The organism is Nocardia shimofusensis NBRC 100134, from assembly GCF_001613125.1.
In the GTDB taxonomy this organism is placed as follows: domain Bacteria; phylum Actinomycetota; class Actinomycetes; order Mycobacteriales; family Mycobacteriaceae; genus Nocardia; species Nocardia shimofusensis.
In genome coordinates, this window is the sequence record NZ_BDBT01000005.1 from 260,897 (window position 1) to 286,906 (window position 26,010).

Consider the following 26,010-nt stretch of genomic DNA (forward strand, 5'->3'; position numbering starts at 1 on the left):
GCCGATCAGTTGCAGGGGCTGCGGCGTTCGAGGAAGACGACGTCGTGCCAGGTGTCGTCGAGGCGGAGCAGGCGTTCGCGCACGCCGACGGTGCGATATCCGGCCGAGTGGTGCAGCGCCAACCCCGCGCGGTCGGTGGGCAGGACTCCGGTGGACACGGTGGTGAATCCGGCTTCGTCGGCGGCGATGACCAGTGCGCGGATCAGGGATGTGCCCACACCCCGCCCGCGGCGGTCCTCGGCGACGAACAGGCTGCTCTCGGCCAGGCCCTCGACGGCCGGACCGAAGGAGGTCGGCTTCAGCGCGGCGAATCCGGCGATGCGTCCCTCGACCTCGGCGACCCACCGATGCTCCGGTAGCCGATCGTGAACGGAGGCCGGCCCTCCGAGCGCGACGACGACGGGCAGGTCGTCGTCGGTCATCGCACGGACGGTGACGTCCTCGGGCAGGTCGGTCGGGCAGCAGGGACGTTGCCCGAGCGCGCCCATGACGGCGTCGGCGGCGTGCGGCAGACCGGTACAGCAGGCGGGGTCGACGGCGACCACGGTGGAGGTGCCGTGCTTGGACACGGCCACGAAGCCGACCTCGGCGAGCTTGCGCACGTGATGCGACACCGTGGGCTGGCCGACGCCGAGGGCTTCGGCGAGTTCACCGACAGTGATGCCGCCGGGCCGGGTGGCGACCTGGTGCAGCAGCCGCACCCGGGTGGGGTCGGCGAGGCAGGCGAACCACCCCGCATAGGTGGTGGCCTCCTGCACCGGCAGTACATCCGCCCTGAGGGTGGCGGTGTCGCGCACGGTGGGCATGTCCAGGGAGGTCATCTCGCCATTCTATGGACTCCCCGCCAAAATATCGATGCTCATCGATGGTTGATTTCATCGACGCGCGTCGATAGAGTCGGCGTCATCAATCGATGGCTGTCGATGAATGGAGTGGACATGAGCAACGACGAACTGCCCGTGGTCGTGATCGGCGCCGGGCCCGTGGGCCTGGCCGCGGCGGCCGAACTGCGCGAACGTGACCGAGAGGTGCTGGTATTCGAGCGGGGCCGCGTCCCGGGGGCGGCGGTGGCGCAGTGGAATCACGTGCGCCTGTTCTCGCGGTGGGGCGAGCTGATCGCCCCACCGGCGCGGCGGCTGCTCGACATCGCAGGCTGGACCGCACCGGAGGAGAACGCCTATCCGACCGGGAGGGACTGGCAGCAGCAGTACCTCGCCCCGCTCGCCACCGCGCTCGGGTCGCGGATCGTGCGCACCGGTGTCGAGGTGACCGGGGTGTCGCGACGCGGGCGCGACCGTGTCGTCGACGCCGAGCGCGATACCGCCCCGTTCACCGTGCACCTGCGTCACGCGGACGGCCGGGAGGAACGGGTGTTCGCCGCCGCGGTGATCGATGCCTCCGGCACCTGGGGTGCGCCCAATCCGCTCGGCGGGGACGGGCTCGCCGCCCTCGGCGAAACCGCCGCGGCGGCCGCTGGAGTGATCGGCTATCGGGTGCCCGACCTCGACGACCCCGCCGCGGCCGCCCGACATGCCGGTCGGCACACGGTGATCGCCGGCAGCGGACATTCGACGCTGACCGCGATCGTGGCGCTGGCCGGGCTCGCCGAGCAGGCGCCGGGCACCCGGCTGACGTGGGTACTGCGGCGCGGCGAGATCGGCGCCACCTTCGGCGGCGGTGACGCCGACCAGCTGCCCGCACGCGGTGCACTCGGTGAACGCGCGCGGCGCGCGGTCGAAGCCGGACTACTGGAGGTGGTGACCGGATTCCGCACCGCCGCGGTCGAACCCGCCGCAGGCGGGCAGGTCGCGCTGGTCGCCGATTCCGGTGCCCGCGTCGAGGGCGTGGACGCCGTGGTGACGCTGACCGGGTTCGCCCCCGACCTGTCGTGGCTGTCGCAGATCCGCCTGGAGCTGGATTCGACGCTGCAGGCGCCGGTGCGGCTGGCGCCGATGATCGACCCCAACGTGCACTCCTGCGGCACCGTCTACCCACACGGAGTCGGCGAACTGTCCCACCCGGAATCCGGCTTCTACTCCGCCGGAATGAAGAGCTACGGCCGTGCCCCGACCTTCCTGGCCATGACCGGCTACGAGCAGGTCCGCTCCATCGCCGCCGAACTCGCCGGTGACCACGACGCCGCTCGCCGCGTCGAACTCGTCCTGCCCGACACCGGCGTCTGCGGCGGGGCCGGAGTCTTCGACGACCCCGACACCAGCACCGCCGACACCGCCGACGCGGCGGGAGGCGGCGGCTGCGGTGGAGCGCCCGACGCGGGCGAGACGGCCGGACAGACTGTGCCGGAACTGATCACGCTGACCGCGTCCGGAGCGCGCCTGTCGTGACCACCACGGACACCACGCCGCCGACCACTGCCGGGCTGGATGCGGCCGGTCGGCGGCGGGTGCTTGTCGTGCTGTGCAGCACGCAGATCACCAGCTGGGGCATCCTCTACTACGCCTTCCCCGTGCTGTCGACCTCCATCACCGCCGGCACCGGATGGTCGGCGCAGGCCATCACCGCCGCGTTCTCCCTCGGTCAACTCGCCGCCGCCCTCACCGGCATCCCGGTCGGGCGGATACTCGATCGCGTCGGACCACGCACGGTGATGACCGCGGGGTCGGCGCTGGCGGCGCCGGCCGTCGCCATCGTCGCGCTGGCGCCGAACCTGTCCGTGTTCTACCTCGGCTGGCTGCTCGCGGGCACAGCGATGGGCGCGGTGCTCTACCCACCGGCGTTCGCCGCGCTGACCCGCTGGCACGGCGAACAACGCGTGCGCGCGCTGATGATCCTCACTCTCGTCGGCGGCCTGGCCAGCACCGTCTTCGCTCCCCTGACCGCCGCCGTGGACGTGCGCACCGACTGGCGCGTCACCTACCTGATACTGGCCGCCGCGCTCGCCGCGATCACCATCCCGACGCACTGGTTCGGGCTGCGCGGCCACTGGCCCGACCCACCCCCGGTGATCGCCGGGGCAGGATTCGACCGCCACGACCAAGTCGCTCGTTCTCGTGCGTTCCTGGCGTTGACGGTCGCGCTGGCGTTGGGGGCGTTCACCGCCTTCGCCGGTGTGTTCAATCTGGTGCCGCTGCTGATCGAGCGGGGCTTCACCCCCGAGACGGCCGCCCTCACCCTCGGCCTCGGCGGAGCGGGACAGGTTCTCGGCCGGCTCGGCTACCTGCAGGTCGCCGCGCGCACCCGTCCCCGCACCCGCCTGATCGCCGCGCTCGCCGGGACCGCGGCCTCCACCGCCCTGCTCGGGCTCGCCGATACGGTGATCGGGTTGATCGCGATCTCCATCGGGGCCGGACTCGTCCGCGGCGTCACCACCCTCGTGCAGGCCACCGCCATCACCGACCGCTGGGGTCCCACCCACTACGGAAGCCTCAACGGCGTCCTCAACGCCCCCATCGTCATCGTCATGGCCTCGGCCCCCTGGGCCGGAACCGCCCTGACAGCGGCCACCGGCAGCTACGCGAATGCCTACCTCGTCCTCGCCGCCGTCGCCGCGCTCGCCGCCCTCGTCGGCGCCGCCGCCACGCCCACTCTCCGCACCGCCTCCGAACCTGTTGTCACCGAAGGACATCGATGAGCTCGAACGTCGACGCGATCGTCGTCGGCGGCGGCCAATCCGGCCTGGCCGCCGCCCACCACCTCACCCACGCCGGCCTCCAGGCCACAGTGCTGGAAGCCGGACCCGAACCCGTCGGGTCCTGGCCGCACTACTACGACAGCCTCACCCTGTTCTCCCCCGCCCGCTACAGCTCCCTACCCGGGCGTCCGTTCCCGGGCGACCCCGACCACTACCCCGATCGCGACGAAGTCGTCGAATACCTCCGCGACTACGCCACCCACCTGTCCGCCGACATCCGGACCGACATCCGCGTCACCACCGCGACACCGGACAGCACGGGATTCGCCGTGCACACCGACACCGGCGAGGTGTTCACCGCACCACTGTTGATCGCGGCCACCGGCGGCTTCGGCAACCCGCACCGGCCCGACCTGCCGGGACGGGACCGGTTCGTCGGCACGGTGATGCACGCCGCGGACTATCGAACACCGGCTCGGTTCGCGGACCACCATGTGGTGGTGGTCGGCGCGGGCAACTCCGCGGTACAGATCGCCGTGGAGCTCGCCGAGACCGCCGCCACCGTCACCCTCGCCGCCCGTCGGCCACCGAAAGTCGTTGCCCAACAGGCATTCGGGCGCGACATCCACTACTGGTTCACCCGCACCGGCCTCGACACCGCGCCTGTCGGACGGTTCGTCGAGCGCCCACCGACGGTACCGATATTCGACACCGGCCACTACAAGTCCGCCCTCGCCGCCGGTCGGCCGGCCGTGCGCCCGATGTTCACCGGACTCGACACAGAGTCCGCGCACTGGCCCGACGGCACGACAACCCCCGTCCAGACTGTCATCACCGCCACCGGCTACCGCCCCGACCTCGGCTGGCTCACCGGACTCGGCGCCCTCACCACCGACGGCGCACCCCGCCACCGGGAAGGGCTGTCGACCACCCACCCCGGACTCGGCTACCTCGGCCTGGAATGGCAACGCAGCCTGTCCTCCGCCTCCCTGCGCGGCGTCGGCCGAGACGCCGCCCGTCTGGTCACGAGACTGGCCCGCACCCCGGTCAGCGTCCGGGGGTCAGCCGAGTGGCCAGGAACATCAGGATCTCGTCTCGGGCGGCGATAGTCGGCTCACCCGCGGCATCGATCAGGTGCGCTGTCACGACGCTGTGCGGACTTGCCACCACATCCGCGAAGAACGGTGGAGGTGTGCGGTCGGCTGCGCTGTCCGGGAGCACCGTACCTACGAATCGGCCGCCGAGCGCGGACTCATAGGCGGCGAAACGCTCGGCACGACACCACTTGTCGCCGGCGAACCGGTACGAGAGCACGGTCAGGTCGTCGCGGTCGAGTCGTTCCCGCACCGCCTCGAGGTCGTCCGGTGAGATTTCCAGCCCCGCGGGGTCGTCGAGCGGCAGAGAGGGTTGGCAGAGCACCGGCGCGAGGACCGACGCCTCGAGCATCATGGTCAGGGCGAAGTTGCCGGTGAAGCACATGCCGACGGCCCCGACACCGGGGCCGCCGCACTCCTGGTGCGCGGCGGCGGCCAGGGCACGCAGCCATCGGGTGACGGGGCTGGTCCGGTTGGCGCCGAACGCCCGGAACTCGGCGCTGACGCACGCTCGCCGCATCACCGCGGCGCCGTCCTCGGCGGTGGGTACCGCACCGTCGCGACCGAACAGGGACGGCAGGTACACGGTGAACCCGGCGTCGCGAACCCACCGCGCGAAGCGGGCGAGGTGAGGGCTGATGCCGGGCATCTCCGGCATCACGACGACGGCCGGACCCGAGCCGGAGACGAGCACGACCTTCGTCACCGAGTCGAAGGTGAGGTGGCGACGCTCGAAATCGTCGAGCGGGTCGTCCTCGGTCATCTCGCGAGTTGTCATCGTGGGTGATCCTGTTCGTCGTGTGGTTCGGTGAACAGGCTCGATCCTCGCGGGCCGCCGCACTGTGCGGGAGGGGCGTGATCGCCACCTTTCGAGTGGATCCGGCCACCGCCGTCGCCCGGCCTCAGCATGCGCGGAACTGGCGACGGTAGTCACCGAGCCCCAGGCCGACCCGGTCCACGAAGAGTCGGCGCAAGGTGCTCGGGTCCTGGTACCCGACGCGTCGAGGGATCTCGCCGATCGGCACGTCGGTGTCGGTCAGGAGTCGCTTGGCCGCGCCGATCCGCGCCTGCTGCAGGAAGTCCAGCGGTGAGCAGCCGGCCTCGTCGGCATAGCGCCGCAGCAATGTCCTGGTGCTGACGTGCAACGCCTCTGCCAGCCGGGAGAGACTGTAGGGCTCGGTCAGATGATCGACCAGCCAGCGCTGTACCGCGATCGCGAACGGCCCCGCGGTCGTCTGCACCATGGACTCGACCACATACGGCGCCTGGCTGTTCCGGTTCTCCGACACCAGGGTGATGCGTGCGGTGGCCCGCGCGACGTCGGCGCCGAGGTGATCTCGGACGATAGCGGTCGCGAGGTCCAGTGACGCGGTGAACGCGGCGGTGGTGGTGATCTGCTCGTCGGCGACGAGCAGAGACTCCGCACACACCGTCGACCGCGGGTACCGCCTGGCCAGTCTCGATGCGAACAGCCATGACGTGGTGCACCGTCGTCCGTCCAGCAGACCGGCCTCACCCAGCAGGAAGGCGCCGACACACACCGAGGCGATCCGGGTCCGACGATGCCCCGCGGCGCGCAGGAAGTCGATCTCGCGGCCGAGGTCGCCGAGCCGGACATCCAGGTCGGTGGCGGGCGAGAGGTCGAATCCTGGTACGACGATCAGCTCGAAGTCGTGATGCCATCGATGCGCCCCGATCGTGAACCCGCCCGCGGCGGCCACCGGCTCGGGCGACGCGGCGACCACCGATGTCCGGAACAGATCGGTGTCGGCGGCGCCGTTGTCGCGGGCGACATGATCGGCGATGCGGAGGAAGTCGGAGACAGCGAACACTTCCGAGGCGAAACAGCCTTCGTACGCCAGGATTCCGATCCGCACAACACCCACTTGCCGAGTTGTACCAGTCGCACCGACGCGACCTCATCGAGGTGGATGTCGAACCGAGGCGCGGCTCCGGTCAATGACCGCCTTTGGTGGCCACCCCCGTGATCAGCGGGCGAACGATCGGGACCATCCCCCGCCACGTCGCTTCCTGCACGTCTCCGATTTCCAGCCCGGAAGCCCGGATCAGCTCGAGGGTGTCACGGTTGCAGTGGCAGCCCTCCGCGAACCGACGCCACGGCTCGGCGAGGCGATCCTGCCAATGAGCGAGTCGCGGCGACCGGGAACGCACGTGCTCGAGAAACAGCAGCCGACCGCCGGGGCGCAACACGCGCTCGATCTCCCGCAACACCGGATCGGGGTCGTCGACAGTGCACAACACGAGCGTCGACACGACCGTATCCACGGTCGCGTCCTCGAGCGGCAGCCGTTCCGCCGAGGCGTCGAGCACCCGCGCCGGACGACGATGACGCCCCAGCCTCCGCGCCAGCCGCACACGCATCGCGGCCTCCGGCTCGGTCAAGATCAGCTCGTCGAGACCGTCGGGGTAGTAGCCCAGGTTGAGGCCGGTACCGCTGCCGAGTTCGACGGTGCGTCCCCGCGCGTCACCGAGCAGATTCTGCCGACGAGCGCCCATCCCCGCCTTCTCCCCCAGCCACAGCAGAGGGTCGTACAGCGCCGCGAACACCCGGGCCCACCGGCTCGAGCCCTTCACCGTTTCCGCAGGTACGGCGCTACTGCTCACCCATTCGACGGTACGCCTATGAACATCATCTCGCGAGGCCCGACTCTTCGCGCAGGTCGCGCAGCCGCTGCCTTCGAGTGAACGTCAAGTGAGGACGATCGCGATGAATCCCGAAACGTAGGCCAGCGCGAAGAGGATGGGAATCCACTGCTCGATATGGGAGAGGGGCCACCCGATGGTCGCCTTCGCCCACGTCGGCGATGTCGTGAGCGATTCGATGTGGTGGTGATCCTGACTCGCGCGCCTACGCGTTGTCGTGAGTACTCCACTACTCCACATGACCGCACAGGTGCCGAATCACCGGAGACCTCCGTCAACCACTTCGACACAGGCGCCAGCAGTCAACCAGCCGAAGTCGTTGTTCCCGTTTGCCATGCGGCGGGCATTCTCCGCGCGATAGTCTCCCGGAAGCAGGCGACGGGGAGGTGCGGTCCTGGACACGCTGTGGAACTTCGTCGTCTCGCGGCGGCATCAACTGCTCGTCGACTCGTATCTGCACGTCTCGGCGGTGGTGCAGTCGCTGATCATCGCCACCCTCGTCGCGGTGCTGATCGGGATCGTGGTGTATCGCAGTCCACTGGGCTCGTCGGCGGCCACCGCGGCAGCCGGCGCCGTACTCACGGTGCCCTCCTTCGCGCTGCTGGGCCTGCTGATCCCGGTGCTCGGCCTCGGTGTCGGGCCCACCATCGTCGCCCTGGTCGTGTACGCGCTGCTGCCGATCCTGCGCAACACCATCATCGGGCTCGCCTCGGTGGACCCTGCGGTGACCGACGCCGCCCGCGGCGTCGGCATGAATCGGCTGCGTGTGCTCGCGGCGGTGGAACTGCCGCTGGCCTGGCCGGCGATCCTGGCGGGCATGCGAGTGAGCACCCAGATGATCATGGGCATCCTCGCGCTCGCCGCCTATGCCAAAGGGCCCGGTCTCGGCAATCTGATCTTCTCCGGCCTGTCGCGGCTGGGCAGCCCCAACGCGGTGCCGCAGGCGCTGACCGGCACCGTCCTCATCATCGTGCTCGCACTGGCGTTGGACGGGATCCTGCTGCTCGTCGGACGTCTCACCACCTCGAGGGGGATCCGTGACCGAGACTGAAACCCGTCCCGGCGGGTCCGGATCCGCCGTGAGCGGGGTATCCGGCGTCGAGATCGTGCTCAACGCTGTCACCAAGCACTATCCGGGACAGGCCGATCCCGCCGTGGACCGGGTGTCGATGACGATTCCGGCCGGCGAGATCGTCGTGCTGGTCGGCCCGTCGGGGTGCGGTAAGACCACCACCATGCGGATGATCAACCGGCTCATCGAACCGAGTTCGGGCACGATCACGATCGGCGGTCGCGACGTGACCGGCATGGATCCCGACCGCTTGCGGCGCGGGGTGGGGTATTCGATCCAGCAGGCCGGGCTCTTCCCGCATATGACGGTCGCCAAGAACATCGCGACCGTGCCAGGGCTGCTGGGCTGGGACCGGCGCAGGATCTCGGCGCGCGTGGACGAGATGCTCGATCTGGTCGGCCTCGATCCCAGCACCTACCGCAACCGCTATCCGCGTCAGCTCTCGGGCGGGCAGCAGCAGCGGGTGGGGGTGGCGCGGGCGCTCGCCGCGGATCCTCCGGTCCTGTTGATGGACGAGCCCTTCGGAGCGGTGGACCCGATCACCCGAGCGTCGTTGCAGGACGAATTGCTGCGCCTGCAAACCGAATTGGGCAAGACCATCGTTTTCGTCACCCACGACTTCGCCGAGGCGGTGAAACTGGGCGACCGTATCGCGGTGCTGGGCGACCGATCCCGCATCCTCCAGTACGACACCCCCGCCGCCGTACTCGCCGCTCCGGCCGACGACACCGTCGCCGGGTTCGTCGGTGCGAACGCCTCCCTCGCACAGCTGACCCTCACCCGGATCGAGGACGTCCACCTCGACGACTGCCCGGCCGCAGTCGAATCCGAGCCCGCCGAGACGCTGCGCGCCGCCATCGGGGACGGTCCGCTCGCGGTGGTCCTGGACGAGCACCGCCGCCCGTTGCGTCGGGTCACCGCCGCCCAACTCGCGGTCGCGACCTCGCTGCGTGCGGCGGGCACGCCGGTGGGACGGACGATCTCGGCACGGTCCACCCTACAGGACGCACTCGAAGCACTACTGGCCGAGGAATCCGCGAGCGCCGTGGTCACCGCGCCCGACGGCGAATACGCGGGTCTGGTCACCATCGGCACTCTCGTCGGTCATCTGTCGGCGCTGCGCGTCGCGGCCGGCGAAACCGCGGAGGCGGCGACATGACCAGGGCCGTCGAGACCACCGGTCCGGCCACCGCGCGACCACGCGGGGCACGGCCCGCCACCGAGAACAGGGCGGAATACCTGCGGCTACTGGTCCAGCCGGTGCTGGTGCTGCTGCTGACCGTCGGCGTGCTGGCCTGGGCGTTGCGCCGCGATCTGACCGTGACCCAGCAGGCCAGCCTGAACACGAGCAATATCGTGACCGTCACCTGGCAGCACATCCTGATCACCGCGACGGTCGCAGTCATCGTGGTGGTGATCGCCGTTCCACTGGGCACCCTGCTGACCAGGCCCGGATATCGACGTCTCACACCAATTTTCGTCGGTGTCGCGAATGTGGGGGCCGCCGCGCCCGCCATCGGCCTGATCGTGCTGTGCTACCTCGCGACCCGCACCACCGGATTCTGGATCGGCGTCGCACCGATCGCCTTCTGCTCGCTGCTTCCGGTGCTGCGCAATACGATCCTCGGCTACCAGCAGGTCGATCCGGTCCTCATCGACGCAGGCCGCGCACAGGGCATGTCGGCGCCGACGGTACTGCGGCGCATCGAGTTCCCGCTCGCGGTGCCCTACATCCTCGCGGGCCTGCGCACCTCGCTGGTGCTCGCCGTCGGCACCGCGACACTGTCGTTCCTGGTGAGCGCGGGCGGACTCGGCATCCTCATCGACACCGGATACAAGTTGCGCGACAACGTGACCCTGGTGGTCGGTGCGGTACTCGCGGTCGCGCTGGCCCTGCTCGTCGACTGGCTCGGCGCGCTGGCCGAGCAGTTCCTCGGACCGAGGGGGCTGCGATGAGGGCCGGGCGAGCGCTGGCCACCCTGTTGGGGACGGCGCTGATCGCGTCGTGCGGTCTGCAATCGGGTGGCGCGGTGCCGTTGCGGGTCGGACCCGGCAGTATCGGCCAGGTCCCCGAACTCGCCGGCGTCGCGATCACAGTGGGCTCCAAGGATTTCACCGAACAGAACATCCTGGGCTACATCATCGAATTCGCCCTGATGGCCGCGGGCGCCGACGTACGCGACCTGACCAATATCCAGGGATCGAACAGTTTGCGCGACGCCCAGTTGCACGGACAGATCGACATCGCCTACGACTACACCGGCACCGGCTGGATCAACTATCTCGGCAACGAGGCCCCGATCCCCGACGAACTCGGTCAGTTCGAGGCTCTGCGCGCAGCGGACCTCGCCGCCCACCGCATGGTCTGGACGGCGATGGCCCCACTGAACAACACCTACGCCCTCGCGGTGAGCCGCCGCGTCTCCGAGGAGACCGGGGTGCGCACCCTGTCGGACTACGCGCGCCTGGTCGACGCCGATCCAGCCGCCGCGACCACCTGCGTCGGTACCGAATTCAACGTGCGCCAGGACGGCTATCCCGGAATGGCGCGGAAATACGGTATCGACACCGACAAGGTGCGCAAGCAGATCGTGCAGGACGCCGTGGTCTACCAGGCCACCGCCGACGCCACGCAGTGCCGTTTCGGTTCGGTCGCCGCGACCGACGGTCGCATACCCGGGCTGGATCTGGTGCTGTTGCACGACGACAAAGCGTTCTTCCCGAAATACAATGCCGCCCTGGTGATGGGCGCGGACTTCGCCGAGGCGCACCCGGCCGTCGCGGAGATCATGACGCCGATCTCACGACTGCTGACCAACGAGACGATCACCGAGTTGAACCGTCAGGTCGACGTGGAGGGCAGGGAGCCGGCCGAGGTCGCCCGCGACTGGATGGTCGCGCAGGGGTTGGTGACGAAGGGCTGATCATCGACCCCGACCCCGACCGCTGCCGCTGGACGATGCCTGTCGTCGGCGTCAGGTCCTGGCCGGGCGGGCACCGCGCCGCCGTGGCCGCAACTGATAGAGGCGGTACCAGGCCAGCGCGAGAAAGACGGCCGCGAGACCGGCCAGGACTCCCATGTCGAGCAGCCAGGTGCCGAGGGTGTGTTTCCACAGGGGGTCCGGTCCACCATCGTGCGGTGAGAGGGTGTCGAGGTCGAGCGTGGCGGCTCCCGCGCCGTAGCCCCACCGGGATGGTGAGAGGTAGGACAGTTGCTCGAGCACGAGCGTGCCGGGCAGCCGCACCAGCCCGCCGGTGAGCACCAGTTGCGCCATGGACAGCACGATCAGCAGGGGCAGCGTCTTCTCCGAGGTGTCCACCGAGACCGAGACCAGCAAGCCCAGCGCCAGCGACGCGATGCCGAGTAGCGCCATCGCCGAGATGAGCTCCAGCTGGACCGAGGTGAAAATCCCTTCCGGCGGAAGGCTCGTGCCGATGGTGCCGATCAGGAACAACACCGCCGCCTGGAGGACGGTGATCACGCCCAGCACCAGCAGTTTCGACATCAGATAGACCCCTGGCGACAGTCCTGCCGCGCGTTCTCTGCGGTAGATCGTCTGTTCCTTGACGATCTCGCGAATCGAGTTGCCGGTGCCGATGAAGCAGGCGCCGAATGCCAGGATCATGAGTTTGGTCGGGGCATCGGTGTTGGTCCCGGGCGCGCCGGTGAACCCTTCGCCCGACGGCACCGCGGCGATCAACCCACCCAGCAGCAACGGCATCACGCCCAGCAGCGCCACATAGCTTCGATCCGAGGCGATGACCGCGAGGTATCGCCTGCACAGTGTGCTGAGCTGGCTGAGCCCGGATTGCGGCGCGGGCGGCGGTACCGGTGGGCGCTGGGTGTGCACCGGGCCGACGTCCTCGGTCAGTCCGACCGCCACATAGTGCTGGAAGCGTGCGGAGTCCCGGAATTCACCGGCCCAGTCGCGGTCTTCCTCGCGGTCGAAGGCTTGGAACACTTCCGCCCAGCTGCGCTGCCCGAACTGCTGCAATCCCTCCGCGGGCGGCCCGTAGTAGGCGAGCCGGCCGCCGGGGACCAGGACCAGGAGCCGGTCACAGGCCTCGAGATTGGCGACGCTGTGGGTGACGACGATGACGGTGCGTCCGTCGTGGGCGAGTTCGGACAGCATTTCCATGACCGTCTTGTCCAGCCCGGGGTCGAGCCCGGAGGTCGGTTCGTCGAGGAACAGCAGCGACGGTTTGGTCAGCAGTTCCAGTGCGACGCTGACGCGTTTGCGTTGCCCGCCGGAGAGTTGATCGATGCGGGTGTCGGCGTGCCGGGTCAAGCCGAGCTCATCGAGGACTTCGTCGACTCGCTGTTCGCGCTCTTCCGGGCGTGTGTCGCCCGGGAACCGCAGTTCGGCCGCGTAGAGCAGGGCGCGCCGGGTCGGAAGCTGGTGGTGCAGGATGTCCTCTTGCGGGACCAGTCCGATGCGATGCCGGAGTTCTTCGTAGTCGGTGTAGAGGTCGCGTCCGTCGTAGCGGACGGTGCCCTCGGTCGCGGGCCGCAGTCCGGTGACCGCGCCCAGCAGCGTCGACTTGCCCGCTCCGCTGGGTCCGATGACGCCGACAAGTGAGCGCTGCGGAATGGGGAATGTCACCTCGTCGAGCAGCACTTTGCCCTCGGGTGTCCGCACGATGAGATCCTGCACGCAGACCGAGATATCACCCGTGTCGACGGACTCCCGCAGCTCATCGCCGACCAGCCGGAAAGTGGTGTGTCCCATACCGATCAGGTCGGACTCCGAAAGGTCCGCGGCCTCGACACGGGAACCGTTGACGTAGGTGCCGTTGTGGCTGTCGAGGTCGACCACCCGGTATCGGCCTTCGCTGATCACGCGCAGTTCGGCATGATGGCGGGAGACCATGAGATCGGGTACGACGATGTCGTTGTCGACGGCGCGCCCCATCCGCAGCGTGCCCGACGCGATCCGGACCACCGCGCTCGGACGGGCAGCCGGAGGCGACGACCGCGACACACGCCGAGGCAGACCCGGCTCGACCTGGGTTACCGTGGCTTCGTCATCGAGGTCGTAGCCAGGGTCGGGGACGACCATCGTGTCACCGCCCCGATCACCATCGGTCTGCGACTCGTGGTCCGGTGGTGTTTCCAGCGAGCAGGTCAACTGCTCGCCGTTCATAGCGTGTCCGAGCTGGAAGGTCTCGTCGTGATCGATCACCATCCGCTCGACGCGATGACCATCGAAAAATGTGCCGTTGCGGCTGTGCGCGTCCTCGATTTCCCAACCATCCGCTCCGCGCTCCAGAACCGCATGCAGAGAAGAGACCCGCGGATCGGTGACGACGATATCGGCGTCGGGATCGCGGCCGATATTATATGCGCCCCCGGCGCGTAATCGGTAGACGCGTTCTCGCGTCTGCACCACCAGAACGGGCGAGTCGGGAAATTCCGTGGAGGAACGCTCATCCGCCATAACGGGAGTATACGACCGTACCGCACTACGGCCGCAATGGTCGACTCCCCTCCGGCGGCCCCTACCACCTCACCGACCTGGCAATCATCCATAACATTCGATGCAAAATCGAAACAGCGCGAGAAATCCAGCCTGATCACACAGAAGAGTTCGATCGAAATGTTACTTCGAATTGTGCGTACTTTTTCTCCTACGTAGACATCAACGGATTTTGCTGAGCCTCGACGTGACAACGACTATCCGCGCGTACTCGAAACACCGCACGTGCACCAACCCTCGACGCACGTCGGACCGGGACGGGCCCGACGCCTAGATCCGCTCCGCCACGAACGATGCCGCCGCCGAAACGGATTCGCCGTAGCGGGTGTGCGCTCCGTAGTCGACGTCGGGCGGCAGCGCGGACTTCGGGTTGCAGACCGGATCTCTCGGCACACAGTATTGCGCGGCCCGCCCGGCGTAAGGTTCCGGCATCACATCGTTGTAGGCGTGGATCGGACTGGCGAAGAGCAGGACGGCGGCGATCCGCGGAGCGAGCACGGCCGGGATCACCACGGCGGGCGCGGCATCGTCACTCGGTATCCCGAGGGTGTTGGACACCACCTCACCGCCCTGCGAGTACCCCGCGAGCACGAATTTCGCCGCCGGGCACTCGACGGCCCGCACGACCAGGTGGGCGACGAGGTCGACGGCACCGATCGCGCGTGAACGAGGGCCGGTGCCGTCGGCGGGGTAGGACACGTTGTACAGGGTCCAGCTCACATCCGGGCGCGCGGCGCGCACGGCGGCGTCCAGCGGCTTCCCGACCGTCGGGTCGTCGACCGACTCCCACCGGGTCGCGACCGGCTGGGAGACGTCGGTGCCGCGCACCATGATCAGCTCCGCATCGCCACAGCCGGGCGCGGCTGCCGCCTCCGGCGTGATGAGCCCGATCCCGGCGCTGGTCAGCACGGTCGCCAGCACGGCGGCGGCGCTGGTCGTCATCGAGGTCATGGCTCCTCCGAGTCGGTGTCGTGGATCCGGAAGCACAGGCCGAAGACCGGTTGTCGCCGGGCAGTGTCGTCCCGCCTCTGCCGTCGTTCGGGTGGCGCCCGCACGATGACATCGTTTCACGTCGCCTCCCTTTCGATAGGCGTGGTCACACAAGCGCGAGCAAGGTCCTGCACTGTCGCGGTCGGTCCGGGTCGGCAGATCAGCAGGTCCGGCAGATAGGGCAGGCCGAAGTTCTCCACCGTCACCGCCGGTACGGCGTCACTCACTGTTGGGTACGCCGACGGCCGGCATCACGCACAGCCGGCTCACCGACCGCGGACCTGCTCCTCGGCGACCCGGGCGCTCGGGGCTTCCAGCGTGTGCAGCAGAGTGCGCAAGAGGTCTTCGAGTGCGGCTTGCCCGGTGTCGGGGATCGCGGAAAGTAGTCGCGTGACGTTGGCGGTGTGCGCGGTCATCGCCTCGTCCACCGTGGTGTAACCCTTTGCTGTCAACCGGATGTGGAAGCTGCGCCGGTCGTTGGGATCCAGGGTGCGTTCGACGAGGCCGGAGGCCACCAGTCGATCGATCCGATTGGTCATCCCCGCGCGCGTGAGCAACAGCGCGGCCGAGAGCTGCGAGGGAATGAGGGTGTACGGCTCGCCCGCACGGCGCAAGGTCGCCAGCACATCGAATTCACCCGGCTGGAGTCCGAATTCGGCGAACACTCCTTCCTGAGCTGGGCGAAGGAGAAGAGCCGCCCGGCCGAGACGACCGACGATGCCGATCGCGGTCAGGTCGAGGTCCGGCCGTTCACGCGCCCAAGCCGCGACAACAGCATCGATGGAGTCGGGTTCGAAGGCGTTCTCACTCATGCCCCCATCCTATTCGCCATCAAATAGTTTGACACCTAACTATCAAATGTGTGACCATCTTGGCAGGCCGCCGGCCGACACCCACCACCGCCGTCGAAGTTCCACGGAGGACGCCATGCACGACGAAGTCACCCGATACATCGATGATCTCCAGCCGTGGCAGATCGAGGTCTGCCGACAGTTGCGCGCCATGATCCACAAGACGATCCCCACCGTCGACGAGCAGATGCAGTACGGCAAACCGCACTTCTCGAAGAACGGCAGGCACGCCGCGGTGATCCACGCGGCGAAGAACAAACTGTCGTTCATGGTGTTCAATGCCACCGAAATCGACGCGATCAAAGGCGTTCTCAGGTCGATGGGCAACGGTGAACGCAAGACCGCGGACATCGTAGAGGGGCAGGACGTCGACTACGACCTGCTCGCCGAAGTCCTGACAAAGGCGAGCAGCAGCCTCTGAGCACTCGATGACATCCGACGACCCGCCGATCATTTCAGCATCGGCGAATACTCGGCACTCGTTCCAGTCCAGCCGTGATCGCGTCGCCGGGCCACCAAGCGCTCGTCCTGAGCTCACATCGATGGGCTCTGGCCGACGTAGGTGGGCAGGACCTGGGTGTCGTCGTTGTCGGCCAGTGATTCGCGGATAGCGGCTTGGGCGGCCGGGGGCAGGGTGTGCATGATCTCGCGGACCCGCGCCTTGCGCCGCCCGACGGCCTGGCGGACCGGCATTCCCGGGGTGGCCTGCATCTGCGCGATGATGCCCTCCACCTCCTCGGCGCCACCGTGATGATGACCGGCATCGACCATCGCCTGCTCACGCGCCATCTGCGCCTCGTCCTTCTCCTCCGACATACCGATCGGACCGATCATCCGACCGTTGAGGAACTGCTTGACCACCGGCTCCTCCGAGGTCAACAACACCTCACGCGGACCGAACATCACCAACTGACGACGGAACAACATCCCGATGTTGTCCGGCACCGTACGCGCCAGGTTGATGTTGTGGGTCACGATCAGGATCGTCGCATCGATCTGAGCGTTGATATCGATCAACAACTGCGACAGATACGAGGTACGCACCGGATCCAGCCCCGAGTCCGGCTCGTCGACCAGAATGATCTGCGGATCCAACACCAGAGCACGCGCCAACCCCGCACGCTTGCGCATACCACCGGAGATCTCCCCCGGCAGCTTGCCCTCGGCACCCAGCAGACCCGTCAGCTCCAGCTTCTCCATCACGATCCGACGGATCTCGGACTCGGACTTCTTGGTGTGCTCGCGCAGCGGGAACGCCACGTTGTCGAACAGGTTCATCGACCCGAACAACGCGCCGTCCTGGAACAACACCCCGAACAGCTTGCGGATCTCGTAGAGCTCTTTGTTCGAACACGTCGTGATATCGGTGCCACCGATGAAGATCGAACCCCGCTCCGGGCGCAGCAACCCGATCAGCGACTTCAAGAACACCGACTTACCCGTACCCGAAGGACCGAGCAGGGCACTGACCTCACCGGCGGGCAGCGTGATCGAGACATCCTGCCAGATACGTTGTGAGCCGAAGGATTTCGTTATGCCTTCGGTCCTGACTTCGACACCCACCACAGATCCCTTTCGTTCGAGAACCGACACGAACCGATCAACGCGGCGCGCCGCCACCGAGCGCGGCGCCGAAGCCGCCGATGTCGGAGATGGTCCAGTTGTTCGAGCTGTCGATGCCGAGCCGGTAGGTCGCGGTGGACTGGATGCCCTCGGGCGCCTGGCTGTTCTTGGTCAGGATGCTGACGAAACAGTCCACCGAGTACACGCCGTTCTCCTCGGACTGCACCTTCGCGGCGATGGGTTCGGCCGTCGAAACCCACTGCAGCGGGACGATGATCTGCTCCATGGACGTCGCGGCCTGGGTGAGGCGGTCGCTCAGCTCCGGACTGGTGCCTCGGGTCAGGTGCGCCTTCCAGGTGCCGAGGTCCTGGAAATTCATTTCGGCGGCCGCGGTGGCGTAGTCGAGGGCGATCTGCTCGGCGTGCGCGTGGTCGGTCGCGGTGGCGTGCATGTCGGAGAGTTCGCCGGACTTGTCGTGTACCTGCCAGCCGAGTACGCCGATGGTGGCGGCGAGCGCGAGCACGAGCACGCCGGTGAGCAGGGTGCTCACCTTGACCGCGGAGCTGCCTGCGTCGCGGCCGCGGCGCAGCACCCGCTGCACGGGTGACGCTGCGACGGGCGTATCCGCGGTGGTCTCGTGCTCTTCCAGAACATCAGCGGTCTGGTTCATGGTGTCACTCCTTTATCGCCCGGGGATTCGGACACGTACGGTGACCGCGTCACCGGATGCGGTGGCGGCGAGGGCGTTGTCGAGCAGCTGTCCGACATTCACCGTCGACAGGGCCGCGCCCCCGGCTTGCACGCCGGGCAGCAGTTCGGTGCCGAGGATGTTCAGGTCGGCGGCGGTGTCGTCGAGGAACCCTTGGATCTGGTCGATCAGCGGTGCGGCGCCGAATTCGATGCCGTCCTTCAACGGGCCGAACGAGGCCGCGAAGTAGATGCCTGCGAGGGTGCCCCGGAATCCTTCGCCGAAGTCGGTGAGCAGTGGGGCGGCTGCCGCCAGATCGCTGGGAACAGTGGTGGTTCGGCGCAGTACCGGCTGGACGGCGTTGAACAGGTCGGTCAGGTTGTCGGACTGCTGCAACAGTGTGCCTGCCAGCAGTTCGCCGGCTCGGGACAGGTCGCCCAGCACCCACGGGTCCTCGGGCAATGCCACGTCGACAGTCGCGAAGATGGCGCGGATCTGCTCGGGCTCGACCTGCTCGAGCATCGCGGTCAGCCGCTGGGAGAGTTCGTCGAAAGTCGTCGGCACGACGACCTGCGCGGCCGGGATCTCGGCGTCCTCGTCCAGGTACGGGCCGGAGGATGTCTGCGGCAGCACCGACAGATACGCCTCGCCGAGCGCGGACAGGTTGTCGATCCGGTACCTGCTGTCGGCCGGAATCCTGGTCTCGCCGTCGTAGTTCCAGTCGACGGTGATCCCGGCGGCCGAGGCGTGCACGGCGGTCACATGGCCGACCGCGACGCCGCGCACCAGCACGCGTGACCCGACGACCAGGCCGTTGGTCTCCGGAACGACCATGCCGGCGTGGCGGAGATCGGCGAAAGCGTCGTGGTCCAGACCGATCCGGCCGAGGTACACCAGCGACGACGCGGCGATCGCCACCATGCCGAGGACCGACAGCGGGGTCTTCAGGTTCATCGCACAGCTCCCAGCATCCGCAGCAGGTTCTCGACGTCGGCGACGAGCTGGTCACCGTTGGAGGACTCGATGGATCGCAGGTTCACCGAGGGGTTCTCGGCGAACGGCAGCACCGTCAGGCGAAGGAAGTCCGCGAGTTTCGCGGTGGTGGCCGGACCCTCGTCCCAGATCCCGCGCACGACGCCGCCGGTGGCGGCCAGCGAGTTCAGCATCGGCACCAGCCACAGGCCGCCCTCGTAGACGCTGCCGACCGAGGGCAGGATCTGGCTGATGTAGGACACGATGCTGACCGCCACGCGCCGCCAGTAGTGTTCGGCGTCCTGGGAGAAGATCGTGGTCAGCATCTCCGAACGTGAGTTCACGGCCACCGCGGTGGCGTCGAAACCGTCGAGCAGCCGGTCTATCTCGCCGGTGCCGCCCGCCAGGTCGCGCAGGTCCGTGGCGACGACCGACGCCAGCCGCCGCACGTCGCCCTGGGCGGGCATGACGGCGTTGATCCTGCCCATGGCGTCCTGGATGCGTTGGATGCTGCCGCCGTTGACGAAGTACGCCAGCACCGCCATGGTGTCCTCGAGCTGTGGCGGGGAACTGGTGCGTTCGACGGGGATGGTGGCCTCCGGCGCCAGGAACGGACCCGCGCTGTCGACCTCGCCGTGGTCGAGGGCGATATAGGTGTCGCCGAGCAGGGTGTCCTGCCGGATCACGGCCCGCACGTCGGTGGGGACCTGCAGACCCTCCTTCAGTTTCACGGTGACCTTCACCGTGTCCGGCTGGACGGTGACCTCACGCACCTCGCCGACGCGCAGGCCGTCCATCATGACGTCCGCGCCGCCGGGCAGATTCATGATGCCCGCGAACTCGATGTACACGGCGTGGCCGTCACCGATGCCGCCGCGCACCGACGGCAGATCGTCCGGGCCGAGAGAGCAGGCGCTGGTGGCCAGCACGCCGCAACACAGCGCGGCCAGGGCGGTCCGGCGAAGTTTCGCGATCCTGGTCATCGGGGCCCGCCTTCGAGCAGCAGATCCAGCGGACCGCCCGCGGCCGGCTGGTAGGACAGCGTCATGGCGCCGTCGGCGCCGGTCTGCTGCCGCAGCAACGCCGCCACCGCCGGGATCGACTCGACCAGGGCGCGCAGATCACCCGACCGGCCCGCCGCCTGCTGGACGGCTTCGGTCACCGGGCCACGCAGCGCGGGCCACAGCAGGTCACCGTAATTGGTGTGCACGTCGTGCAGGATGTTCACCAGCCAGCCGACGCCGACGCAGACGTCGATGACGCCCGGCCACAGGTCGATACCGGCGGCGGCGACCCCCGGCATCTGATCCAGGATGGATTGGATCGCAGGCCAGTCGGCCAGCGCGTCCTCGGTCAGCGGTGCCATATCGCGGATGATCGCGCCCAGGTCGGCGATCAATCGGTCCGGACTGTCGGCCGCGGATGCGGCGTACAGCATCATCGCGCGCGCGTTCTCGCCCTGCCCGCGCAGCGCTTCGGCCAGGCCGGAGACCGCGGACCGGAAGCTCTCGGCGCCGGTGTCCGGGCTCAGCTCGTCGATGAAATCGGCGGCCGAGCCGGTGATCTCGGAAATGCTCTTCGGGGTGTGGCTGCTGGTGAGCGGGATGCAGCTGCCGGAGGCGAGTTGCGCGCCGTCCCGATAGTTGCCGACCAACTCGAGGCTGCGGTCGGCCAGGATCGACTTGGATCTGGTCACCGCCTGCACACCGGCCGGGATGCGACGCCCCGAGTCGAGGGTGAACCCGACCCGAACGTGGTCACCCTGTTCCTCGATGGAATCGACGGTGCCGATCCGGACGCCCATCTGCGTCACCGGGTTGCCTTCGTAGAGTCCGATCGCGTCGGGCATCTGCGCGCAGTAGCCGCTGATCTCCTCGGGCTCGTCGTCGACGATGGTGAAGCCCACCGCGGCGGCCGTGGCGATGCCGGTCAAGACGAGTGTTCCGGCCAATCGAATTCTGTTCCGCTGCATACCAGCATGTCGCATATCAGCACGTCCGTCCGGGAAGGGGGATGCAGATGTCCGAGGCCAGCAGGGTGCCGCCACGCACGGCGGCCAGACCCTCCGGGGTGAGCCAGGCCATCAGCTGCTCGCGCAGCTTCATCAGCTGGTCCATGGCCGGACCCGTGTTCGCGGTGAAGTCGGCGATGGAGGTGCGCACCCGTTCGGCGGCGTCGAGGACCTCCTGCCGGTGGTCGAGGTAGTACGCCTCGATCGGCTGCAGCCGCATGAGCACGTCACCGAGCAGGCGGTAGGCCTCGTTGAACCCGACGTGGGTGTGGTTGTAGGTGGTGACGACGATGTCGACCTGCCGGATCAGATCGAAGACGAACGCGCGATCGGCCTCGAAGGACCGCAGGTATTCCGAAGCGAGGCCGACGATCTCGCGCACCTGCTGCCGCTGCCGGTCCATCACCGCCGCGATGCTGTTCATGCCCGAGATCATCGAGCCCACCGAGGTGGTGTTGTGTTCCAGCGCGGCGGCGACCTGCGCGATGTCGGCATCGATGGTCGTGCCATCGACGTGATCGGTCACCGTCGGCGCGGCCTGCAGGACGTCACCGATCGAATACGGGACGCTGACCTGGCTGCTGGGGATCGGCGCGTCGCCCAGCGGCTCGTCGCCGAGCGGGATGAGCGCGACCGCGTAGCCGCCGACCGGGGTGAGCATGCGGACTTCCACCCGGGACTCGGTGCCGACGACGGTGCTGTCGTCGATGCGAGCCTCGACGGCGACCACGTCGGGGCGCAACGCGATCGAGGTGACCTTGCCGACCGCGACACCGGCGACCCGCACTTCCAACCCGGGTGAGATCGCCGAAGCGTCGGTGGTCTCGAAAATGATGGTCCGTTGCCCGGCGGGGCGCAGGTAGAGCAGCGTGGTCGTCGCCAGCAGGATCACCGCCACCACCACGACCACGACGCCGAGACCGATCTCGTTGTGCGCCAATCGGTGCAGCGCCTTCGTCACCGTGGTGCGCACAGGACGACCTCGCTTCCGTTGAGCAGCACTTCGACCTCCGTGGGTAGGTGGGCGACGCCGTTGCTGCACTGCAGCGCGCCGGCGGCCGGGGTGGACAGCTGCGGCAGTTGCAGTCCCGCGAGGGCGGGCGGCAGCAGGCTCAGCGCCTCCGCCGCGTCCGGAATCGAGGCGAACGCCTGGCCGACCAACTGCTCGACGTTCAGGTCGCGGGTCAGGCCGAGCTGGATGAGCAACTGGTGCACCGGGGTGAGGAACTCGGGGCCGAAGGCCGCCGTCTTGGGGAACTCGTCGAGCACCGTCATCGCCTTGGCGATCGGGAAGCTCAGCGAGTGCATGAACGCGTTGACCTGCGGCGAGCGCCCGCCCATGGCGTCGGCGATACGCGACATGTTGTCCACCAGCGTGGCGATGACCTGCTCGCGATCATGAGCGAGATCGGCCAGCCGCGCTACGTTGTCGAGCATCGGTGTCAGGCCGCCACCGTCGCCCTGCAACAGGGTCAACGCGTTCTCCATGAAGGCGTTCACCTCGTCGGTGCTCATGGTGCTCAGCACCGGCTGCAGGCCGTTGAACAGCTCGGTGATGTCGAACGACGGCCGCGTCACGTCCGCGGACAGGTGCTCGACCTGGTGGCCCGGCTGCTCGGGGGTGTCGAGGTCGATGTAGCGGACGCCGGTGAGGTTCTGGTATTTCACCGCCAGCACCGTGTTGTCGTAGAGCCGGTAGTCGCTGTCCAGGCTGAACTCCACCCGGGCGACCGAGCGTCCCAGATCGTGTACCAGGTCGATGGCGTGGATCTTGCCGATCCGCACGCCTCTGGTCCGGACGTCGCCGTTGACGTGCAGACCCGACGCATCGGTGAATTCGGCGGTATACGAACGCGTTTCGACGTCGATCGGGTTCTTGATGGCGCTGAGCACCACCGTGAACAGGGCGATCGCGACGACCACCGCGACGCCGAGCTTGGCCAGCGTCACCAGCATCCGCGCGCGCGGGCTCATCGAGTCCCCCCTTGCGCGGGCAGGCCGAGCAGGCCGAGCGGCTCTGCCACCATCGGCAGGTCGTCGAGCACCAGGCGCAGATTCAGCGTCTTCGCGCCGTCGGGGCCGCTGAACGCCGCGTTGTAGCCGTCGACCAACTCCCGCAGTTCCGCCGGGGCCGCCCCGCCGTCGAGCATGTGCGGCATGGCATCGGTCAGCGCCTTGACCAGCAGTGTCACCGGGGTGACCTCGTTGCCGTGCGAGGCGAGCAGGCTGCCCGCCTTGCCGAACAGGCTGTTGGCGGCCAGGCCGAGCCCGGCGTCGCTGTAATCCATGAACTCGTCGTCCACGCCGGTCGAGCCGTCCGGCCTGCGGTTGTAGTCGCTGTCGTGGACGATCCCGAGCGTGTCGATCGCTTCGGTGCTGAAAGCCGGGAGCACCGCGAGAATGTCGTTGATGTAGCGCAACTGCTCGGTCGGCAGAGCCTGCTGGGTCTCGGCGACCCGGTCGGCGACGATGATGCCGGACTGGATGAGCGGGGTCAGGCCGTCGGTGTAGCGCACTGCCTCGTCCAGGGCGGTGACCATGCTGTCGGTCAGCGTGCCGTCGATGGCGACCGAACCCTTTTCCAGCATGGTCGACATCGTGTAGTCCCCGGCCGGGGTCCGGTCGAGGGTGCTGCCGTCGGTGAGAGCGTTGCCGCCCGCGCCGTCGACGAGGCCGACCGCGGTGATGCCGAAGTAGTTCTGCGGCCGGAAGTCCAGTTCGAAGGAGTCGGTGAGCCCGTCGATCTCGGCCGGATTCAGCAGCAGGCTCATCCGCACCGTGCCCGCGTCGGGCCGGTCCAGTGCCGTCACCTCGCCGACTTCGGCGCCGTGCAGCAGCACCTTGGTGCCCGAGCCGACACCCGGCCCGACATAGGGCAATTCGACGTCGAGCGCGAGGCCGTCCGGGGTGTCGAAATGTGGCCGGACCCAGACGAAGCCGACCACCGCGAGCGCGGTCATCGCCAACGCCGCCACCGCCGATCCGTGCACGACGCGGGCCTGACGTCGGTCGTCGCCGCGGACGAAATCCTGATTACGTGTTCTCCCCATCGACCTATCCTTTGAAGACCAGCAACGGGCTCAGACCCCAGATCGCCACGGTCATGGCGAAATTCAGTACGACGATGGCGACCAGGCTGGCCCGGATGGCCCGCCCCGACGCCGCGCCGACGCCGGCGGGGCCACCGGTGGCGAAGTAGCCGTAGTAGCAGTGGATGATGGTGACGACCGCGCAGAAAGTGACCGCCTTGATCACCGAGGCGATCAGATCGGGCACGCTGAGGAACTGCGCGAAGTAGTGGTCGTAGGTGCCCTCGGGTTGGCGGTGGAACACTTTGACGATGAACGCGCCGGTGAAGAAGCTGACCACTAGACCCATCAGATAGCCCGGCAGCACGACCAGCATGCTGCCCAGCAGCCGGGTGCCGACGACGAACGGAATGGCCTGCAGGCCCATCGATTCGGTGGCGTCGATTTCCTCGGAGATGCGCATGGCGCCGATCTCGGCGGTCATCCGGCAGCCCGCCTGTGCGGCGAAGCCGATGCCGGTGATGATCGGGGCGATCACGCGGATATTGCCGAAGGAGCCGATGATGCCGGTCAGCGCGCCGAAGCCGAGCAGGTTCAACGCCATGAAGGCCTCGATGGCCACCACCGCGCCGACCGCGACGCCGAGGAAGAACATCAGGCTGATGACGCCGCCGTCGACGATCAGCGACCCGCTCCCCCAGGCCATGTCGTTCATGGTCTTCACGGTCTGGCGGCGGTAGTGCTTGACCGTCTTGGGCAGCAGCCAGATCACTTTGGCGGTGAAGAGGGTGATCTGGCCGATCTCGTCGAGGACACCGGTGGTGGCGCGTCGTGTTCCGCGCGTGAGCTTGCCGGTGATCATGCGAGCCGGGCCGGGAAGAACATCATCTGCAGCTGGCTCACGAGCAGATTCGTGAGGAAGATGCAGAAGACACTGAGAACGACCGAGGCGTTCACCGCGTTCGCCACGCCTTTCGGGCCGCCCTTGGCCTCCAGGCCGCGCAGGCTCGCTATGAGCACCACGATGGCGGCGAAGAGCAGCGCTTTGAGCACCGAGAAGGCCAGGTCGGTCGGCGTCGCGAAGGCGCCGAAGGATTGCCAGAAGCTGCCCGGCACCACATTGTTGACGTTGGCCGAGATGAGCAGTCCGGCGAAGACACCGGCGAAGATGATGATGATGCACAGGATCGGCGCGACCGCGATCATGGCCAGGAACCGCGGCATCACCAGCCGCTCGACCGGATCGACGCCCATCACGCGCATGGCGTCGATCTCCTCGCGGACCGCTCGCGCGCCGAGGTCGGAGGCGATGGCCGAGGCGGCCGCACCGCTCATCAACAGTCCGGCGGCCATCGGCGCGCCCTGCCCGACGACCCCGAGGCCGCTGGCGGCGCCCGCCAGGGAGTTCGCGCCGACCTGATTCATGATGCCGCCGACCTGAACCGAGACCTCCGCGCCGATCGGGACGGCCATCAGCAGCGCGGGCAGAGCGGTCACCTTCAGCAGCGACCACATCTGGTCGACGAGCTCGCGGACCGGCATGCGAAGCCGAACGGTGTCGACGACGGAGTAGCGGACCACCGCTGCGGTCAGCTGGGCCGAACGGCCCAGGGTGGCCAGACTCTTGGCCGGCGTGGTGACGAGATAGTCGGCGGCGCGAGAGACGATCGGGACGTGGACAGTGCTCACTTTCCGGCACCTCCTTCTGTGGAAGTCGTTGTTGCCGCGATGTTTTGAAGCGCCGGGCGGAAACGCACACGCCCGTTGACGACACCGCCTGTTCGCGACGAGCACCGCGTCGAGCGGCCGGCGAACTGTGATACAAACGACGTCTGACGTCATAAGTTATATGAATCACGATGGGGGCGCAAGACCCGAAGTGATACCTGTTACAGCAGGTTGAGGACGGCAACGACCCCGGGGAGCGGCGCCACAGAGGCGGACCGCTCCGCCGGGGTCGTACGGAATTCAGTCGAGCGTCGACCGTCTGGTCGATGGGCTGCCGCG

25 protein-coding genes are annotated in these 26,010 nt (G+C 68.1%); 8 read left to right on the forward strand and 17 right to left on the reverse strand.

All coding sequences use genetic code 11. The features are described 5' to 3' along the window. Positions 1-5: 5 nt before the first annotated feature. The gene (locus NS3_RS08085) at positions 6-821 is read right to left on the reverse strand and encodes a helix-turn-helix domain-containing GNAT family N-acetyltransferase (RefSeq protein WP_067856054.1); all 816 of its coding nucleotides are present in this window, start codon (positions 819-821) and stop codon (positions 6-8) included. Between the two features lie 117 nt (positions 822-938). Between NS3_RS08085 and NS3_RS08090 the strand changes: the two genes are divergently transcribed. From NS3_RS08090 to NS3_RS08100, 3 genes are read left to right on the forward strand one after another with little or no spacing between them, the layout of a single operon-like run. Next, on the forward strand, positions 939-2,345 hold the full coding sequence (locus tag NS3_RS08090; protein WP_067856057.1) for an FAD-dependent oxidoreductase: 1,407 nt from the start codon (positions 939-941) through the stop codon (positions 2,343-2,345). After that, positions 2,342-3,592 carry an MFS transporter gene (locus NS3_RS08095; protein ID WP_067856059.1) on the forward strand — a complete coding sequence of 417 codons (1,251 nt, stop codon included), beginning with the start codon at positions 2,342-2,344 and terminating at the stop codon, positions 3,590-3,592. The genes NS3_RS08090 and NS3_RS08095 overlap by 4 nt, the downstream gene beginning before the upstream one ends. Next, positions 3,589-4,701 (forward strand): flavin-containing monooxygenase, encoded by a 1,113-nt coding sequence (locus tag NS3_RS08100; RefSeq protein WP_084495158.1) that lies wholly within the window; start codon positions 3,589-3,591, stop codon positions 4,699-4,701. Before NS3_RS08095 ends, NS3_RS08100 begins: the two co-directional genes overlap by 4 nt. Here the strand turns inward: NS3_RS08100 and NS3_RS08105 are convergent. From NS3_RS08105 to NS3_RS08115, 3 genes are all read right to left on the reverse strand, one after another. After that, positions 4,640-5,464 carry a dienelactone hydrolase family protein gene (locus tag NS3_RS08105; RefSeq protein ID WP_067856063.1) on the reverse strand — a complete coding sequence of 275 codons (825 nt, stop codon included), beginning with the start codon at positions 5,462-5,464 and terminating at the stop codon, positions 4,640-4,642. The genes NS3_RS08100 and NS3_RS08105 overlap by 62 nt on opposite strands. 124 nt (positions 5,465-5,588) lie before the next feature. Beyond that, complete coding sequence (locus tag NS3_RS08110; protein WP_245649512.1) at positions 5,589-6,572, reverse strand: GlxA family transcriptional regulator; 984 nt, start codon at positions 6,570-6,572, stop codon at positions 5,589-5,591. 70 nt (positions 6,573-6,642) lie between these two features. Then, positions 6,643-7,311, reverse strand: coding sequence for a class I SAM-dependent methyltransferase (locus NS3_RS08115; protein WP_245649513.1), 669 nt, complete (start codon positions 7,309-7,311; stop codon positions 6,643-6,645). A gap of 433 nt (positions 7,312-7,744) precedes the next feature. Between NS3_RS08115 and NS3_RS08125 the strand changes: the two genes are divergently transcribed. The 4 genes from NS3_RS08125 to NS3_RS08140 are packed head-to-tail and all read left to right on the forward strand — an operon-like array spanning position 7,745 to position 11,346. Further along, positions 7,745-8,401 carry an ABC transporter permease gene (locus NS3_RS08125; RefSeq protein WP_067856075.1) on the forward strand — a complete coding sequence of 219 codons (657 nt, stop codon included), beginning with the start codon at positions 7,745-7,747 and terminating at the stop codon, positions 8,399-8,401. Beyond that, positions 8,388-9,581: an ABC transporter ATP-binding protein gene (locus NS3_RS08130; RefSeq protein WP_067856078.1), complete on the forward strand. Its 1,194-nt coding sequence runs from the start codon at positions 8,388-8,390 to the stop codon at positions 9,579-9,581. Before NS3_RS08125 ends, NS3_RS08130 begins: the two co-directional genes overlap by 14 nt. Then, positions 9,578-10,378 carry an ABC transporter permease gene (locus NS3_RS08135; protein WP_067856081.1) on the forward strand — a complete coding sequence of 267 codons (801 nt, stop codon included), beginning with the start codon at positions 9,578-9,580 and terminating at the stop codon, positions 10,376-10,378. The genes NS3_RS08130 and NS3_RS08135 overlap by 4 nt, the downstream gene beginning before the upstream one ends. Next, a complete protein-coding gene (locus NS3_RS08140; RefSeq protein WP_067856084.1) occupies positions 10,375-11,346 on the forward strand; it encodes a glycine betaine ABC transporter substrate-binding protein in 972 nt (323 codons plus the stop codon). The genes NS3_RS08135 and NS3_RS08140 overlap by 4 nt, the downstream gene beginning before the upstream one ends. 51 nt (positions 11,347-11,397) lie before the next feature. Here the strand turns inward: NS3_RS08140 and NS3_RS08145 are convergent, their stop codons facing one another. From NS3_RS08145 to NS3_RS08155, 3 genes are all read right to left on the reverse strand, one after another. After that, entirely contained in the window at positions 11,398-13,860 is a 2,463-nt protein-coding gene (locus tag NS3_RS08145) for an FHA domain-containing protein (protein WP_084495159.1), read from the reverse strand. A gap of 309 nt (positions 13,861-14,169) precedes the next feature. Next, complete coding sequence (locus NS3_RS08150) at positions 14,170-14,850, reverse strand: cutinase family protein (RefSeq protein WP_067856089.1); 681 nt, start codon at positions 14,848-14,850, stop codon at positions 14,170-14,172. 305 nt (positions 14,851-15,155) lie between these two features. Further along, entirely contained in the window at positions 15,156-15,701 is a 546-nt protein-coding gene (locus tag NS3_RS08155) for a MarR family winged helix-turn-helix transcriptional regulator (RefSeq protein WP_067856092.1), read from the reverse strand. A gap of 115 nt (positions 15,702-15,816) precedes the next feature. Here NS3_RS08155 and NS3_RS08160 point away from each other — a divergent pair, with 115 nt between their 5' ends. Next, entirely contained in the window at positions 15,817-16,161 is a 345-nt protein-coding gene (locus NS3_RS08160) for a DUF1801 domain-containing protein (RefSeq protein WP_067856095.1), read from the forward strand. Positions 16,162-16,274: 113 nt separating this feature from the next. On the opposite strand, the gene NS3_RS08165 is transcribed toward NS3_RS08160, so the two are convergent. From NS3_RS08165 to NS3_RS08210, 10 genes are read right to left on the reverse strand one after another with little or no spacing between them, the layout of a single operon-like run. Further along, positions 16,275-17,306 carry an ABC transporter ATP-binding protein gene (locus tag NS3_RS08165; protein WP_067856258.1) on the reverse strand — a complete coding sequence of 344 codons (1,032 nt, stop codon included), beginning with the start codon at positions 17,304-17,306 and terminating at the stop codon, positions 16,275-16,277. 34 nt (positions 17,307-17,340) lie between these two features. Then, positions 17,341-17,973: a hypothetical protein gene (locus NS3_RS08170; RefSeq protein ID WP_245649514.1), complete on the reverse strand. Its 633-nt coding sequence runs from the start codon at positions 17,971-17,973 to the stop codon at positions 17,341-17,343. Positions 17,974-17,985: 12 nt separating this feature from the next. Beyond that, complete coding sequence (locus NS3_RS08175) at positions 17,986-18,945, reverse strand: MlaD family protein (protein WP_067856098.1); 960 nt, start codon at positions 18,943-18,945, stop codon at positions 17,986-17,988. Further along, positions 18,942-19,946 (reverse strand): MlaD family protein, encoded by a 1,005-nt coding sequence (locus NS3_RS08180; protein WP_067856101.1) that lies wholly within the window; start codon positions 19,944-19,946, stop codon positions 18,942-18,944. The genes NS3_RS08175 and NS3_RS08180 overlap by 4 nt, the downstream gene beginning before the upstream one ends. Next, positions 19,943-20,914, reverse strand: a complete 972-nt coding sequence (locus tag NS3_RS08185; RefSeq protein ID WP_245649515.1) for an MlaD family protein — start codon at positions 20,912-20,914, stop codon at positions 19,943-19,945. Before NS3_RS08185 ends, NS3_RS08180 begins: the two co-directional genes overlap by 4 nt. A 37-nt stretch (positions 20,915-20,951) precedes the next feature. Beyond that, positions 20,952-21,947, reverse strand: coding sequence for an MlaD family protein (locus NS3_RS08190; protein WP_245649516.1), 996 nt, complete (start codon positions 21,945-21,947; stop codon positions 20,952-20,954). Continuing rightward, a complete protein-coding gene (locus NS3_RS08195) occupies positions 21,932-22,948 on the reverse strand; it encodes an MlaD family protein (protein WP_067856107.1) in 1,017 nt (338 codons plus the stop codon). The genes NS3_RS08190 and NS3_RS08195 overlap by 16 nt, the downstream gene beginning before the upstream one ends. Further along, positions 22,945-24,024 (reverse strand): MlaD family protein, encoded by a 1,080-nt coding sequence (locus NS3_RS08200; RefSeq protein WP_067856110.1) that lies wholly within the window; start codon positions 24,022-24,024, stop codon positions 22,945-22,947. The genes NS3_RS08195 and NS3_RS08200 overlap by 4 nt, the downstream gene beginning before the upstream one ends. 4 nt (positions 24,025-24,028) lie before the next feature. Beyond that, positions 24,029-24,865 (reverse strand): MlaE family ABC transporter permease, encoded by an 837-nt coding sequence (locus NS3_RS08205; RefSeq protein WP_067856113.1) that lies wholly within the window; start codon positions 24,863-24,865, stop codon positions 24,029-24,031. Continuing rightward, positions 24,862-25,692 carry an MlaE family ABC transporter permease gene (locus NS3_RS08210; RefSeq protein ID WP_373865286.1) on the reverse strand — a complete coding sequence of 277 codons (831 nt, stop codon included), beginning with the start codon at positions 25,690-25,692 and terminating at the stop codon, positions 24,862-24,864. The genes NS3_RS08205 and NS3_RS08210 overlap by 4 nt, the downstream gene beginning before the upstream one ends. Between the last annotated feature and the right edge of the window lie 318 nt (positions 25,693-26,010).